Origin of the sequence: Micromonospora sp. NPDC000121 (assembly GCF_042899165.1) — a bacterium.
In the GTDB taxonomy this organism is placed as follows: Bacteria; Actinomycetota; Actinomycetes; order Mycobacteriales; family Micromonosporaceae; genus Micromonospora.
Genome location: NZ_JBIAZP010000007.1, coordinates 31,378 through 47,166 on the forward strand (window position 1 = coordinate 31,378; position 15,789 = coordinate 47,166).

1 protein-coding gene is annotated in these 15,789 nt (G+C 73.5%); it reads right to left on the reverse strand.

What is annotated here, in order from left to right:
* Positions 1–48 precede the first annotated feature (48 nt).
* A complete protein-coding gene (locus ACFY23_RS20430) occupies positions 49–15,747 on the reverse strand; it encodes a toxin glutamine deamidase domain-containing protein (protein ID WP_350819195.1) in 15,699 nt (5,232 codons plus the stop codon).
* Positions 15,748–15,789 lie beyond the last annotated feature (42 nt).

Below are 15,789 nucleotides of genomic sequence, written 5' to 3' on the forward strand. Positions count from 1 at the left end.
CCGTGTAGGAGCGCAACGGCTCTCCTCCCAGCTCTCTTCTCGGCACAGTCACCCGTTCAGCATGTCGTGCAGCGTCGCCTCGTCGGGCAGCGCGAAGCCGAGCACCTCCCGGGCGATCCGCTCGGCCTCCGCCCGGCCGACCGGCAGCGAGCCCCCCGGACCGGGCGGTGCCCCGCCCGCCGTCCAGTGGGCCGAGCGTTGTCCCCGCTCAGACGGCTCGACCACCCCCAGGCCACTCACCGTACCGTCGGTGGCCAGCAGGGCGTAGTAGACGAGGGTGTAGCGCTCGTCCTCCAGATCGGTGCGGCCCAAGCTGTGCGGGTCGGACGTGGCGATCGGCGGCGTGGGGACGGCCGGCGGCGCCGCTTGCGGCGCGACCGGCGGAGTCGGCTGCGGCTCCAGGTGGGCAAAGCCCCGGTCCATCAGATCGAGGAACTCCCGCACCGACATCGGGGTCGGATGCCTCATGTTCCACGGGTTGCGCAGCTGCACCTGGCCGTTGCTGACCGCCACCACCTCGTAGGCGTGTCCGGGATAGAGCTTGTGCGGAAGCGTGTCACGGATCGCTACCGGGTAGTGCTCCTTCGGCTTGGTGCCGGTGATCACCGGGCTGCCGGCGGCCAGCAGTGCGGCCAGCCGGGCCTCGACGGCGGCCTCCCGCCCGGGTGTCTGATCGAACAGTTCAGAACGACTCGGCAGCCCGGTGAGCTGGGTAAGGAGCTCAGCCTGCATTCGCGGGGTGCTGCCGACGCCCAGCCGGGCATATCCGGTGGGCGCGGCGACGTGCGGATCGTTTGGGCTGTACCAGGAGGACCAGTCGCGCTGCCACTGCTGATGGCGTTCGGTGCTCCAGGTCCGATCCACCGCCGCGAGCGCCTTCTCCAACAGCGACGCCCAGGAGCTGCCGTTCGCCGACTGATCAGCGTATGCGGTCATGCCGTCGTGGCCGGGGCGAATTGGCACGTCCGGGTGCACGGTGATCCGTAGTCGCCGGCCCGTCGGGTTGATCGCGTCGCCGAGCAGGGTGCTCTCGTGCAGCAGCACGTCGACGGTGCCGTCCGGGTTGGGCTGGAAGAGCTGGGCGATCGCGCCGGGGCGGTGGCCGGCGACGGCGGCCATGCTGGCCAGCATTCCGCAGTCGCCGAGCGTGCCCTGCTGCACCTGCTCCCGGCGCGGCGGCCCGTCGAAGAGCGGGGCCCGGTGCCCGGTCTGCATGTCGCGTGCCTGGCCGTACTCGGGGCCGGGTTGGCCCGGCTCCGCGGCCGGCAGCGTGACCCGGTCGGCGACCACCACGGTCTCACCGGCCGTGACGGTCGCGTCGACCTCCACGTCCAGTGGCGGCGCACCGGGCACCAGCCCGTGCAGCGCGCGGGTGAGTGCGTCCGGCACCAGGGCCAGCACCCGCGCGTTGGTCAGGTAGTGGAAGTCGTGCGTGTTCAGCACCGCCATGGCGGCGGGGTTCGCGCCGTACTCGGCCCCGTACGCGACCCGGGCGCGAACCCGGTCCTCGGCCAGCAGCGACTGCCGCCCCGCCTCCGTGCCCAGGTCAAAGGCGGACCGCGACTCCGCCAGCCAGACCTCCGGCGAGCGCTCGAGCACGTACGGGCGCAGGTCGAACCGGCCGGTCAGGTCGACGTACACGCCCTCGGCGGCGATCCGGTCGGCGAGCTGCGGATCCACCTGCCGGATCAGGTCCAGCTGAGCCGGCGGCATGGCGATGATCTGCCCGGCGCAGGCCGGAATCCGGGGCAGGCTGGACTGCGCCTGCTCACCCTGGACGGCCAGCTCACGCAGCCGGGCATCCACCTCGGCGGCCGAAGGCATCTGGGAGCCCGCAGCCAGCCGGGCCCCGTAGTCGATCGCGCGGAAGCGCTCGACGGTGCTCGTCGGGATGCCGCCGAGCACATCGGTGATCGACTCCGGCGTCACCAGCGGCACGCTCAACTGCATCAGGTGGGTGGCCACGTCGCCGGGGAGGACGCCCCAGCGGGCGGGCGCGTCCGGGGTGCCCAGGCGCAGCCCAAGATGGTCGACCAGGGCGTCGATCTCGGTCCGGAGGGTGAGCCGGGTCGCCGGATCCGCGCCGGCGTACGACGCGGCGAGGATCCGCAGCTCGGCCAGCCGGCCGTGGTCCTGCGCGGTCAGACCGGCCGGGTCGATCGGCCCGTCGTGGTGGTCGGCGTCCAGCTGACCGACCAGCGCCTGGCCGGACCCGTGCAGCGCCACCAGCTCCGCCACCTCGTGCGCCAGCGCCCGGGTGACCGCGGCGTCAGTCGCCCGGTCCGACACGGTGAGCGTGAACGAGCCGTCCAGGTTCCGCACCGTCTGGGCCACCACGCCGTCGGCGAGCGGGCCGGCCGCCACGCCCAGCGACAGCGGGTCCAGGCCGGCCACCCGCACCTCGAACCGGTCCGGGGCGACCGCGACGATCTGGTCCGCCCGCGCAGCGCCAGCCACCGTGGGCAGCGCGGCCCGGGCCGCGTCCACCACCGCCGCGGCGTCAGCCGTCGGCCGACCGAGCCCGTCGAACGACGAGTTCGGCACCGCCGTGGTAGTGGTACGGGCCAGCTCGACGTGCGCGTACCAGGGGTTCATCAGGTCGAGGAAGGCGCGCACCGACATCGGCGTGGGGTGGCTCTTGTTCCACGGGTTACGCAACTGCACCTGACCGTTGGCGACGCCGACCACCTCGTAGGCGTGCCCGGCGTACAGGCCGTGCGGAAGCTTCGCGGTCTGGTACGCCGACGCCGCCCGGGTGCCGGTGATCACCGGACTGCCGGCGGCCAGCAGTTCCGCCAGCCGGGCCTCGGCGACGGCTTCCTGACCGGGCGTGGTGTCCAGCTGGTCCACCGACGTCGGCAGGCCGGTCAGCTGGGTGAGCAGCTCCGCCTGCATCAGTCGCGAGCTGCCGTTGTTCAGCCGCGCGTAGCCGAGCGGAGCGGCCTGGGTGTCGGCCACGCCGGGTCGGTTGGTCCACTGCTGCTGCCACTGGTCGTGGCGTTCCTGCGTCCAGGTCCGGTCGATCGCGGCGATCGCCTTCTCCAGCAGCGAGGCCCAGGCCACGCCTACCGACGACTGGTCCGCGTAGGCCGTCCGGCCGTCCGGGCCGGGTCGCAGCGGCACGTCCGGCTGCACGGTGATCCGCAGCCGCCGCCCGGTCGGCGTCACCGACCGGCCGGGCAGGCTGCTCTCGTGCAGCAGCACGTCCACCGTCCCGTCCGGATTGACCTGGAACAGGTCGGCGAGCGCGGCGGGCAGGTGGCCGGCCACCGAGCCGATGACCGCGAGCATGCCGCAGTCGCCGAGCATGCCCTGCTGCACGTCCTCGCGCTTGGGCGGCCCGTCGAACAGCGGCGGCGGCTGGCCGTTCTGGCTGTCGAGCGCCTGCCCGTACGCCACGGTCGGGGTGCCCGCCTCGGCGGCGGGCAGGGTGACCCGGTCGGCGACCGCGGCGGTCTCCGCCGGGCCGGTGGCGGTGGCGGTGGTCTCCCCGGTCGTCGCCTCGGCGATCGGGCTGAACCGGCGCAGCACCTGGGTCAGCGTGTCCGGCACCAGGCCCATCACCCGGCCCGCGCCCAGGTAGTGGAAGTCGTGGGTGGCGAGCAGGGGGACCGGCTGGCCACCGGCGAGACCACGTAGGGCGGCGCGTGCCCGGGCCCGGTCCTCGACCAGCAGGGCCTGCCGGCCGGCTGGCGTACCCAGGTCGAACGCCGGCCGCGCGTCACCCAGGTCGATCTCGGGCTGGTTGTCCACCGCGTACGGTCGCAGGTCGAACTGGCCGGTCAGGTCGACGTACACGCCCTCGGCGGCGATCCGGTCGGCGAGCTGCGGATCCACCTGCCGGATCAGGTCCAGCTGAGCCGGCGGCATGGCGATGATCTGCCCGGCGTACGCCGGCATCCGCGGCAGGCTGCTCTGGGCCTGCTCGCCCTGCACCGCCAGCTCGCGCAGCCGCGCGTCGAGTTCGGTGGTCGACGGCACCTGGAAGTCCGGGGCGAGTCGGGCCCGATAGTCGAACATCCGGAACCGCTCGACGTCGGTGAGCGCCGGGCCGCCCTGCAGCACCTGGGTCACCGACTCGGGCGTCACCGATGGCACGCTCAGGCGCACCAGGTGCGTGAACACATCCCGCGGGATGGCGGCCCACCGCGCAGGTGCGGCGAAATCGCCCACCCGCAGGCCGAGGTGGTCGACGAGGGCGTCGATCTCGGCGCGTACGGCGAGCCGGGTGGCCTGGTCGCCGGTCTCGTACTCGGCGGCGAGCAGGCGGATCTCGGCCATCCGGCCGCGGTCGTGCGCGGTGAGTCCGGCCGGGTCGATCAGCCCGTCGACGTTGCCCGGGTCGAGCGGTCCGACCAGGGCCTGCCCGGACTCGTGCAGCGCCACCAGCTCGGCGACCTCGTGCGCGAGCGCCCGGGCGATGACGCCGTCCACGGCCCGGTCCGAGACGGTCACCGTGAACGACCCGTCCGGGTTGCGCGTCGACTGGGCCACCACCCCGTCGGTCAGCGGGCCGACAGTCAGCTCCACCCGCAGCGGGAACAGGCCGGCCGCGCGCACCTCGAAGCGGTCCGGCGCGACCGCGGCGACCTCGTCCACCCCGGCGTACGGGGCCACCTGCGGCAACGCGGCCCGGGCGAGGTCCAGCACCGCGGCCGGGTCGGCCGCCGGCCGCCCCAGACCGTGGAAACCCGAGTTCGGTACCGCCGCCGCCGTGATCCGCCCAGGGCCGGTGCCGTTGTCGGGGTCGCCGTTGCCCTCCGGGTTCGGGCCGGCCCCTGGGCCGGTGCCGTTCTCCGGACCGGTCGCGGCCGGGTCCGTCCGGCCGCTGCCGAGCGTGCTGAAGAGGCGGGAGAGCAGGCCGGTGCGGCGGTGCGTCTCCGCCAGCCCCTCAGCCAGCCGGCCGGTGGTCGACTCGGCGGCGCTCAGGCGGCCCTCGAGCCGGTCGGCGGCCCGCTCCAGCTCGGCGATCGGCTCGTTCAGCCGGTCGATGACCTGGTCCACCCGGTCGGCGGCGGACCGGGCGTCGCTGCGCGCGTCGAACCGGCTGCGCACGTCGTCGGCGGCGAGGCCCTGCCGCTTGGCGTGCCACTTCGCCAGTCCGATCACCGGCGCGGCGGCCACCGCGGCGATGGGGATCACCGGCGCCAGCGGACTGGCCACCGCGACGGCGACCGCGGTCGCCGCGGCGGCGGTCGCCCCGGTGGTCAGCACGCTCGACACGAGGTAGGTGCGCAGGCGGGGAATGCCCGGTGGACGGGCGTCCTCGGCGGCCCGCCGTTCGGCCCGGAGCGTGCGGAGCTGCCGCGTCCGGCCGGCGCGGTCGCCGCCGAACTCCGCGACCACCTGCTGGGCCTCGGGGGGCAGCTGCGCGATCCGGTCCGGCGCCCCGAGCATGCCATCCCGCAGACCCAGCCGGTCGATCACCGCGTGCAGCTCGCGCAGGGCCGGCTTCAGCGAGACGGGATCAGCGGTACGCACCTGGTGCGCGGCCGTCTGCAGCTCCCAGGCGTCGGCCCTGCTCAGCCGCTCCGGACCGGTCGTGTCGGGCGTCCCGCCCGGGTCCGGTGTGGCTAGCGGATCCGGCGTGGCTGCCGGATCCGGCGTGCCGGCGGCCGGGTCGGGTGTGGTCGTGCTACCGGGCGTGGTCGAGGTCTCGGTCGACCCGGGCGAGGCGGTGTGCCTCTGCGCCAGCCGGTCCATGGTCGCGTTGATGTCGTCGAGGCGCCGCGAAGCGGCGTCGAGCTGCTGGGCGGCGTCGGTCACGGCCGTCGCCGACGGGCCGGCGAGCCCCTCCACCCGTGACGTCGGGTCCGTCGCCGGGTTGGGGTTGGCCAGGTCCCAGGTCCGGCGCGCGTCCTTGATCCGGGCCTCGACGCGCTTGAGCAGCAGGTCGCGGAGCGGACCGACGAGCCCACCGGCCAGCATGCCGACCGGCCCGGTCCCGGCGGCGACCTGGAGGGCCTTGGCCAGCCCGACCGTCGCCCCGGCCTGAACCAACGGGCCGGGCGTCTGCTCGACCGCGTAGACCCCGATGCTTGGCACGTTGCTCGGCCGTTGGGCGCTGTCCGTCGCCTGTGCCGGTGGGCGGGTGAGCAGCCGTGCCGCCCGGTCGGCCAGGCCCGGACGCCCGTGCCGCTCGACCACCGGCCGCAGCTCCGCCGGCAGCAGCTCACGGCGCTGATCCGCGCCCGGCGTGCCCTCTCGCAGACCGAGCTGGTCGACCAGGACCCGCAGCTGCCGGGCCACCGACGGGCGGGCCAGCAGGCCCGCGGCCTCGTGCCGCGCGGCAAGCTCGGCAAGCCGTTGCAGCGATGCCGTGTCGCGCGGGTCGCGGGACCCGGCAGCGGCCGGGTCGGTCGACGTCGTCGGGTCGGTCGACGTCGTCGGGTCGGTCGACGTCGTCGGGTCGGTCGACGCGCGGGGCTCGGGGGTCGTCGTGGCGTCCGGCGCGGCCAGCCCCGCCCAGGCCGGGTCGCCGAAGAGCAGGCGGCGGAACGAGTCGGCGAGGCCGTTGCGGCGCTGCGAGTCGGCGAGCCGGCGCTCCAGGTCGGCCAGGCGCTGCTCCAGGTCGGCCGTCCGTCGGGCGGCGGTCGCGGCGCGGTCGGCCACTGCGCCGATCGGGTCGGCGAGCGCCTCGGCCGCCTGGGACAGCAGCGCCTCCGCCGGTAGCGCCGGGTGTTCCGCGTCCCAGGTGTCCCGGGCGTCCTTGGCGGCGGCCTCCTTGCGGGTGATCACCGGGTCGACCGCCATGCCGGTCGCCGCCGCGGCCAGCGCGCCCGCGATGCCGAACCAGCCGAGCTTCAGCTGGCCGAGGAGGTCACCGACCCCGGCGATGGTGGCGGCCGTCAGCAGGTTCGGCGCGGTCTCCGCCACCGAGATCCACCAGGGCGCGACCTTGCCCGGCCGCTGCCCGTCGGCGGGTTGGCGGCCGATGACGACGCGGGCCCGCTCCCGGACCGCGGTCGTCCGCGAGTCGCCGAACCGGTCGACGAGCGGCCGCACGTCGGCCGGCAGCAGGTCCCGGCGCTGGTTCGCACCCGGCGTCCCCTGCCGCAGCCCGAGGTTGTCGAGCAGCGCCCGGATCTCCCGGCCCGTGCCGAGCCGGGACCACGGCCGTGCCCCGTCGTGACGGGCGACGAGACTGCGCAACTCGGCGAGCCGCCCGTGCTCGTGCGGGGTCAACCCGACGACGGGCGGAGCACTCTGGCCGTTGGTCGACGTCGGCGTACCGCTGCCGGGGTCGCGGCCGGTCGCCGCCGAAGGGTCCCCGCCGCCCGGCGGGAACCGGCGGGGCCGGCCCATCAGCCGGTGCCGGCGCTCGTTCTGGCGCAGCTGCTCCTGGACGGCCGCGGTCTGCTCGCCGAGCCCGGTCACCGCCTCGCCCAGCTCCTGGAGCGCCGAGGTCGCGTCGCCGGTGCGGGCGGCGAGCGCCTCCCCGGTGGTGGTGTCCGTCTCCGCGGCGCTGCGGGCGTCCTGACGGGCGTCGTACCGCGCCCGCCGGTCCTCGGCTACCAGGCCGGCCCGCTTGGCCAGCCACTTCGCCGGTCCGGTGGCGAGCGCCCCGACGAGCGCGCCGGCACCCAGCATCAGGGCGACCTCCGGCCGGCCGCCGGCGTCCAGGGTGAGCTTCGCCGCCAGCGCCGCCAGGAGCGAGTTCACGGTGAAATGCGTGACGAGGTACGTCCGCATCCGGGGGAGACCGAGGGGGCGGGCGTTCGACTCCGCCTCGGCGGCGCGGCGGTCGGCGCGCAGCCGGGAGCGCTCGCTCGTCCGGGCCGAACGCTGGCTGGTCGCGTCGGCCAGCGCGGCCCGCGCCTCGGCGGGCAGGGCCGCGACTCGCTGCTCGGCGCCGAGCATGCCGTCACGCAGGCCCAGCCGGTCCACGATGGCGGCCAGCTCGCGTCGCGCCGCCGACCGGGACCACTTGTCCGCGGTCCGGACCTGGTGCGCGGCCGTCACCAGCTCGGCCACGTCGGCGCGGGTGAGCGGCGTGACGACCGACGCGCCCTCCGCCAGCGGCTGCCCGAGGGCGGCCAGCTCGGCAACCTCGTGGGCGAGCGCACGCCCGATCACCGCGTCGGCGGCCCGGTCGGAGACCGTCACCACGGCCGTACCGTCGGTGTCGAACGCGCTGGCCGCGACCGCACGGTCGGGGACCGGGGCGCTGGTCACCCGGAGGTTGAACTGACTGCCGTCGGCGCGGGTGACCTGGTACGTCCCGTCGGTCAGGGCGGTCACGGCCTGCACGCCGGCGTGGGCGGCCACACCGGTCAGCGCGGCCCGCGCCCGGTCGAGGACGGCGTCAGGATCGGCCTGCGCCCGTCCCTCGCCGTGGAAGGCCGTGCCGGGCAGCGCGCTCGCGGTGATCGGTTCGCTCGTCGCCACGCTGCCGTCGGTGGACGTGTCGCTGTTGCCCGGGGTCGCCGGCTGGGCGGCGTGGTCGGTGTCGACGCCCGGTGCCGTCGTGTCGGCATCGGTGTCGGCGTCGGTTGAGGTCAGTCCGGCTGGTCGACCTTCGGCCACACCTGCCGGCCCGTGAAGCGGCCCTGTCGGCGAGCCTCCACGTACCGCTGAAGGAGCAGCCGGGGTGGCCCGCTCGAATGGGCCGTTATCACGCCCGTCCGGTCGATGATGAACCGTCCCTGACCCAGGTGCCTCCCCCGGGCTCGTTCCTCCTCCGAGAGTTCCTCCCGGGCCACCCAGCCGAACTCGAACTCGCCCAGCCGGATCGGATTGCGCGTCCCCAACAGACGAGTGATCAGGGCTCGCGCCTCGTCCTCCGTCATTCGTTACACCTCCACTGGGCACCATCATCGACCAGAGCGCGTAGGTCCCGGCCACATAGACGGGCGGCGGTTCGGTCGAGGTGATTCCGTGCTGCGGATCCCACCAGACCGGTCCGTCGGCGCCGTCCGGATAAACGAGTACGAAAGCATGAGCGCCGTCGAAGGTGACATTCCCATCCTCGTCGAGGATGAGCTCACCGGTCACGTCGTCAGCGCCGAGCCAATCGGCCACCACGAGCGCTGCACTTCCTGGCCCTGCCTGCACAACCAGGTCATGCAGCTGCGCATACTGATCGGCGACCGCCGCAGCGCGTTCGACAGGAGTGGACGGCAGCGCGTCGCTGTCGCCGATCCACTCGCCGCCGATCCAGCTCTGCACCCGGCCGAAGCCGTCCAGCTCGCCAATTTCAGTGTCGATGGAGCCGTCCTCGCGCTGGTCCGGCCAGCGCGGTAGGGCCACCTGCGGATCGCCGAAGAAGCTGGCCAGCGCCGCCAGGGAGCAGTCGATGCAGTTGTTGCTCCGGCCGGGCTGGCCCGGCCCGCCGTCGTTGATCAGCTGGCCGTACGGGTGGGTGGACGGATCCGCGAAGACGGCGTATCCGTCGTGGGTCCGGAGGCTGTCGGCGACATCGTCCTGGAACTGGGGATCCTCCAGCGGCGCCAGCTCGTCCGGCCCGAAACGCCGGGTGTCCGGCATCGGCCAGCCCTGCATGTCCGGGTAGCCCTGGGCCTGGTCGTCGTCCCCGGGCGGCTCTTCGACGGTCTGCTCGCCGGCCGTCCCCCCGGCCGACGGGGCACCGACGGTCAGGTCATCCGGCGGCAGATCGCCGTCTAGGACTGGATCCCGCCCCCCGCTGGCCAGGCCTTCTCGTCCGCCTCGCGTGCCATGATCCGTCGTACCACCGCCCGGAAGGCCATGTCCTCCCGCTGGTCCGCCACCCGGTAGGTCCGGTCCAGCTTGTTGATGGTCAACTGCCGGTCCATCATCGGATGTCCGAAGAGGTAGTGCACCTCCTGGTCGGTCTCCTCGGCCTTGCGGAAGCGTTGCAGAATCGCCATCCCGGTGTCCCCAACTATCAAGATCCTCCCCGGTGCGCTCGGGGACGTTCTGTTCCCAGTTGAACCGCTCGTTTGCATACGCGTGCGCCTCAGCGTACGTCGCATTCGGCTGTTCGCGCGCGTAGCGCAACTCGCGCAGTTCATGCTCGAGCAGCACCACGTCCTGGGGTAGCGGCTCACCGCCGCGGAGGCGGATCCACGCCTCGGCGATGTCCGCGTCCGGCTCGAAGCGGCCGAGCTGGTGGCCGACCACGTCCCCGTTGTCGTCGTAGACGTTCAACAGATGCTCGTCGACGAACAGGTGCTGTTTGATCTGTTGGATCTCGGCCGCGCTGAAGCCGACCGAGCCATCGTCGCGCGGCACCTGCGCCAGGTTCTCCGCCATCTGCGCGACGTCGGTCGGATCGGACCGGAACACCTCGTACGCGCGGGCCGCCCAGCGATCCTGAGCTGTTACATCGAGCACGTTACGCGGGCGGATCGCGCCGCCGCTTTGCGAGGCGTCCGGGCCAGCGGTGTTCGACGTGTCGGCCGCTGGGTCGTCGACGGTCAGGTCGCCTGGCGGCAGATCTCCGTCAACTCCGCTTCCGTCGGCAGCGGAACCGTCGTGAAGTGGGCCGTCTCCTGTTCCGCCGTGGCCCGGTCGACCGCTCGGGTCAGATGGCGCTCCGGATTCGCGTACAGGATCGCCGTCGCCACGTCCGGCCGGAAGTTCCACGCCTTGGTCGGCCGATCCCAGATGACGGCCTGGGTCGGTCCGCTGCTCCGGAGCAGCGCGATCACGTTGACCGGCACTTCCGGATTGTCCGGGCGGAACAACAGGTGGTATCGGAAGTTGGGTTCGGCCATCTGTGCTCCCCAGAGAGGCGGGATCGAAGCCGGGCAGGTCGGAGGCGTCCAACCCACGCTCGGCGAGGGCTTCCTGGAACGTACGGCCCTGCGCGGCCAACTCGGCGGCGTACTCGTGCAAGAGATCCGCCTGGGCCGGCTTGGCAGCCCAGGCCGCGAAGCTGGTGTCCTTCGGCGTACCGAATCGCTCCGGCCGACTGTCCATGCCCCCGGGCATGGCCGTCGCCGCACCGTTCGCTTTGTTGATCGCCAAGATGTCGAGGTACGCGTGGACCTGCGCGACGACAGGCGAGGCGGGATCCCGCATCACCTCGTACGGGACGTGGGTCTGCTTACCGATGGCGTAGCTGGTCGCTGTCGGGAACTGCAGTTCGAAGGTGCGGCCGTTCGGGGACACCAGCGTGCAGTTCAGCCCGAAGAACCGGTTACCGGAATGCCAGAAGTTCTTCAGGTCGGTGACCTGATAGCCGTTGGCTTCCAGCGTGCTGAGCAGTTGGTCGACGGCCGGTCCGTACGCCTCGGACTCCGGGCCGCGAACCGAGAAACGCACGATGTCGTTGACGGTTTGCAGCGCGCTGTCCAGGTCGTAGCCCATCGGCGCCAGCTCGGTGCGGAACTTGCGAGCCAGCGATTCCGCACCCTTGACCCGGTGCTCCTCGCCCAGCGTCCGCAGCGCGTCCTCGCCGGTCAGCCCGAGCTGCGCGTTGACGTCGGCGGCGACGCCCTGCAGTTCGGCGAGGATCTGGTCGGCGTCCTGCTGGGCCGCGGCGACGGCGTCGAGCAGCGTCGTCCGTTCGGCGCCCGACAGCTCGCTCAGGTAGTCGCTCTCTGCGGCGCCCGACTGGTCCTGGGCGGCTGTGGGGTCGCCGGCGCTCGACTCGGAGTTCTGGTCCGCCGGTGCGGTGGAGTGCGGCGGCACCGGGTCCGGCCCGGCGGTCGGGGCGTTCGTGTCGGTCCGGGTGACGCCCGGCGTGATCGGGTCACCTTGGGCATCGAGCGTGATGGACCAGACGTTGTCGACGCCGGCGTTGTAGATCGGGCCGGTGTCGGAGACCGTTCGCGCCTGGACGTCGACCCACACGATCGTCCCGTTGTGGTTCACCGCGTTCCAGGTGTGCGCCCGGCCGCTGGCGTCCGTGGAGGTGGTGATGATGAGGGCAGCCGAGCCGTGGCCGGCGTCCCGAAGAGCGGCGGCGACCTTGGCCAGTCCGGACGTGCCGGTGCCGCGGTGGCTGAAGGTGGTGCGCAACGCCTGTTCCTGCCGGGCAGTGCTGTCGCGCTCGACGGTCGTCGCGTCCGCCGTGGCCGCTGCCACCTCGGGCCGGCCGAACCAGGTGGACAGGAAGGAGAGACCGGCGTCGGCACAGTTCCGGTCCCGGCCGGGGACCGTCGGGCCTCCGTCGTTGACCAGGCCCGCCCAGTTGCCCACGCGGGGGTCCGGGTGCACCTCCGGCCGGCCGGTGTCCGGGTCGCGCGGCACGGCATCGTCCAGTGCCTGCTGGTCGGCCTGGTCCGGCGGCACCAGGCCCTGCGGATCCCCGTACGGACGGGCGTCGCTCAGCGGTCGCCCGTTGCCCACCACCCCGGGCACCGGCGGCTGGTAGTTCGCCGGCAAACGCTCCGTATCCACGATCGGATCGACGTTGAACTGTGGCAGGAAGTGCGTGCAGGAACGGCACGGGGCCCGGTAGTGGCCCAGGTCGTACCGAACCCCATTCTCATCGAAGCCGGTGGCGACCTGGTGTGTGACGATCTTCGACCCTTGGAAGGCGTCCAGGGCGTACTGCTCGAAGGTCCCTGGCTCGCCAGCCGCCCGCCACTGCTGCTCAAGCCGGTAGAGCTGATCCGATACCAGCGCGACCTCGGCGCACTGGCCGTGGCCGGCGCCAGTTCTGTTGCCCAAGGCGGCTGCGGTCCGGCCGAGGGCAGCCTGAGCGAGCGGGTGCACCGCCGGCTGGGTCGGCGGCGTGGTGCCCTTGTCGGGCCTCATGCTGGTGTGGGTGGTGATGTCGCCGTTCGGCATCATCAGCGCGCCCGCCATGCCCGGCATCTTGCCCTTGGAAATCGTCTTGGCCTTGACCGCCGTCCGGACGGTCTCGGCCAGCGTCCGGGACGCCTCGATGAGCATCCGCTCGGCGTCCGGGCCGCTCGGGTCGCCGGGGACGGTGGTCGGGTCGAGGTGCCAGCTGTAGGTGCCACGACCGGTCGGGCTGGTGGAGCGGGTCAGCGTGGTCGGGTCGACCGTCCCGTTGTTGGCGTTCGGCGCGGTCGGAGTGCCGCTGTTCGGGCCGTTGCTGGTCGACACCGGGACGACCACCAGGCCGTCGGCGGAGTTCCGCTGGGCCGGAACGGCATCCGCCGGGTCCGTCGTCGCGTCGGTGTCGGCGTCCGGGCCTGCCGAGGGGTCAGGCGTGTTCGACGGGTTGCTCCCGGTCGCGTCGGGGACGGCCGGCGTGACGTCCGGGCGGGTCGAGCCGTCCGGCGCCGCGGCGACGTCCGTGGGCCCGACACCGACCAGCGGGGTACGCCCCTCGGGCCGTCCGGACGGGCTGGCCTGGTCGGTGCCGGGCTGACTCGTCGTGCCCTGCTGAGCCGGCGTGCCCTGCTGGTTCGGGGTGCCCTGGTTGGTGTCGCTGGCCGGCGCGGTGCTCGTCGTCGGGGCGCTGGTCGACGGCGTGGTGGCGGGCCCCAGCGAGATGGAGCCGGCCGAGTTCGCCGTGGTCGGGTTGACGGTGGGTGTCGGGCGACCGGTGGTCGGCTGCGTGTTCGTACCGGTGTTGGTCGCCGGCGCGGTCTGGGTGCCCGTCCCGGTCTGGCTGCTCGTGCCCGTGCCTGGCGCGTTCGTGGTGGGCGCGTTTGCGGTGGGCGCGTTCGTGGTGGGCGCGTTCGTGGCGGCAGTGGGCTGTGCGGTCGTCGTTGCCGTCGACCCGACCACGGCCGGGTTCGTGGTCGTGCCGCCGCTGCTCGGCGCCGCCGGCACGGTGCCGGGAGGTCCACCGGCTACGGAGGTGCCCACCGTCGTGCCAGGTACGACCGCGGGCGCCTGGTCGCCGGCGAGCGGATCAGCCGCGGAGTTCGACGTGGTGTCGCTCGTCCCGGAGTGGTCGCTCGTCCCGGAGTGGTCGGTGGTTTGCGACGGCGGACCATCCACGGTGGACTCGGAGGACGGCCGCACGGAGTTGCCGTCGTTGGTCGTGGACGACCCGTCCTGGGTGCCGCCGGTGGTCGAGGAGGCCGAGTCGGAGCCCGTGCCCGTGCCGGCGTCGGCGGAGCCCTGGTCGGTGACCAGGCCAGTGCCCGGCGCATCGGCGGTGACCGGGGTACCGGCGGCCGGCGTACCGCCGCTCGTGCCCGGATCGGTGCCCTGGCTGGTGCTCGTGGCCGACGTGTCGGACGTGTCCACGGCCGGCGGGGCGCCGGCGTCGGCCGTCGGTGGGGCGAGCGAGATCGATCCGGACCCGGTGGTCGGCGCGTTGCTCGGGCCGGCGTCGGCGCTCCCGTCGCCCTGGCCGCTGCCGCTCGAACCGCTGCCGGAACCCGAGCCGGACCCAGTGCCCGACCCCGAACCCGAACCGGAGCCCGACCCCGAACCGGAGCCCGACCCCGAGCCACTGCCCGACCCCGAGCTGCTCCCCGAACCGGAGCCTGAGCTGCTACCGGAACCCGAACCCGAGCCGGACCCACTGCCCGAACCGGAACCGGAGCCCGACCCCGAGCCGCTACCCGACCCTGAGCCTGAGCTGCTGCCCGAACCCGAACCCGAACCGCTGCCCGAACCGGAACCCGAGGTCGAGCCCGCGCCGCCGCTGCCGGCCCCGCTGCCCGTTCCCGTGCCGGTCCCCGCGCCGTTGCCGTTGCCGAGGTTACCGAGGTTCGCCCCGCCGACCGTCGGGTTCCCGGTACCGGTACCGATGCCGTTGCCAGTGCCGGTGCCCGTCGGGGTGCCGGGATCGAAGCCGGCGAGCCGGTTGTGCAGGTTCGCCAAGCCGCTACCGGCGCTGCTGGCCGCCATCGTGGCCCCGCCGCGACCGGCGCCGCTGGCGAAGCCGCCGAGGAACGCGTCAGCCCCGGGCATGTTCCACTGCCCGGTCATGGTGGCGTTGGCCAGAACGCTGGCGGCTGGCGAGATGACCGCGTTCTGCAGGCCGGCGGCGAGCGTGTTGCCGCCCCAGCGGACGACCCCGGCGCCCCGGAAGTTCATCGCGGGGGGGCTGAACGATACCGGCATCCGGGGCGCCACGTTGTTGCGGGCGAAGCGGGTGCCGGCGTTCAGGCCGGTGCCGAGGAGCGCGCCGTAGGCGCCGCCGATGCCCGCGGTGACGGTGCGCTTGACGTCCCACTCCGTCCGCGTGCCGGCGTTCATCTGGTACGCCTGGGCACCGATGTCGATGATGAGTTCCTCGCCGACCTCCTCGGCGAGTTCGAGGGCGAACCGCCGCCCGGCGTTGCGCAGCGCCTCGCTGGTGACCCGTCGACTGATCTGGGTGCCGACAGTGCGCAGGGCCGCCTGCAGCCCGGCGCGGGTGAGGAGTTGCCGGCCCATCTGCGCGACCAGCCGCCGGAACGCGACCGTCACGGCCTGCCGGCCGGCGGCGAGGATGCCCGGGATCGCTCCGGCCGACACCCCACCCAGCCAGGCCATCAGCAGCGCCACGAAGACCGCGATGACGGTGATTATCACGGCGATGAGGACGGTCAGCTTCGCGTACTCGATCTCCATGGCCGCGTTGTCGCAGCCGCTGGCGAAGGCGGACGCTGCCTCCTGGATCAGCGGCAGGCCGGTGCCCGGATCGACACCGATCTGGTTCCAGAGCTGGCCGAACGCCTCGCCGGCGCCGCCGCCCCAGTTCTGGAGGATCTTCATGGCGGCCGGGTCGGCGTCGGCGAGGGCGTCGTTGATCGTCTCGGCGAGGCCGTTCCACGCGTCGGCGAGCTCGCGCATCCGGTCCTCGTCGCCGGTGGGCCACGCCTCACCGGCGCTGACCCAGCAGACGGCGTCCCAGACCCACGCGTACTCACCGAGCGAGTTCCTAGGATTCGGTACCGCCACCTGTTGTGCCTCTCCGCCCTGACCTGACCGCCCGAAAGTGGG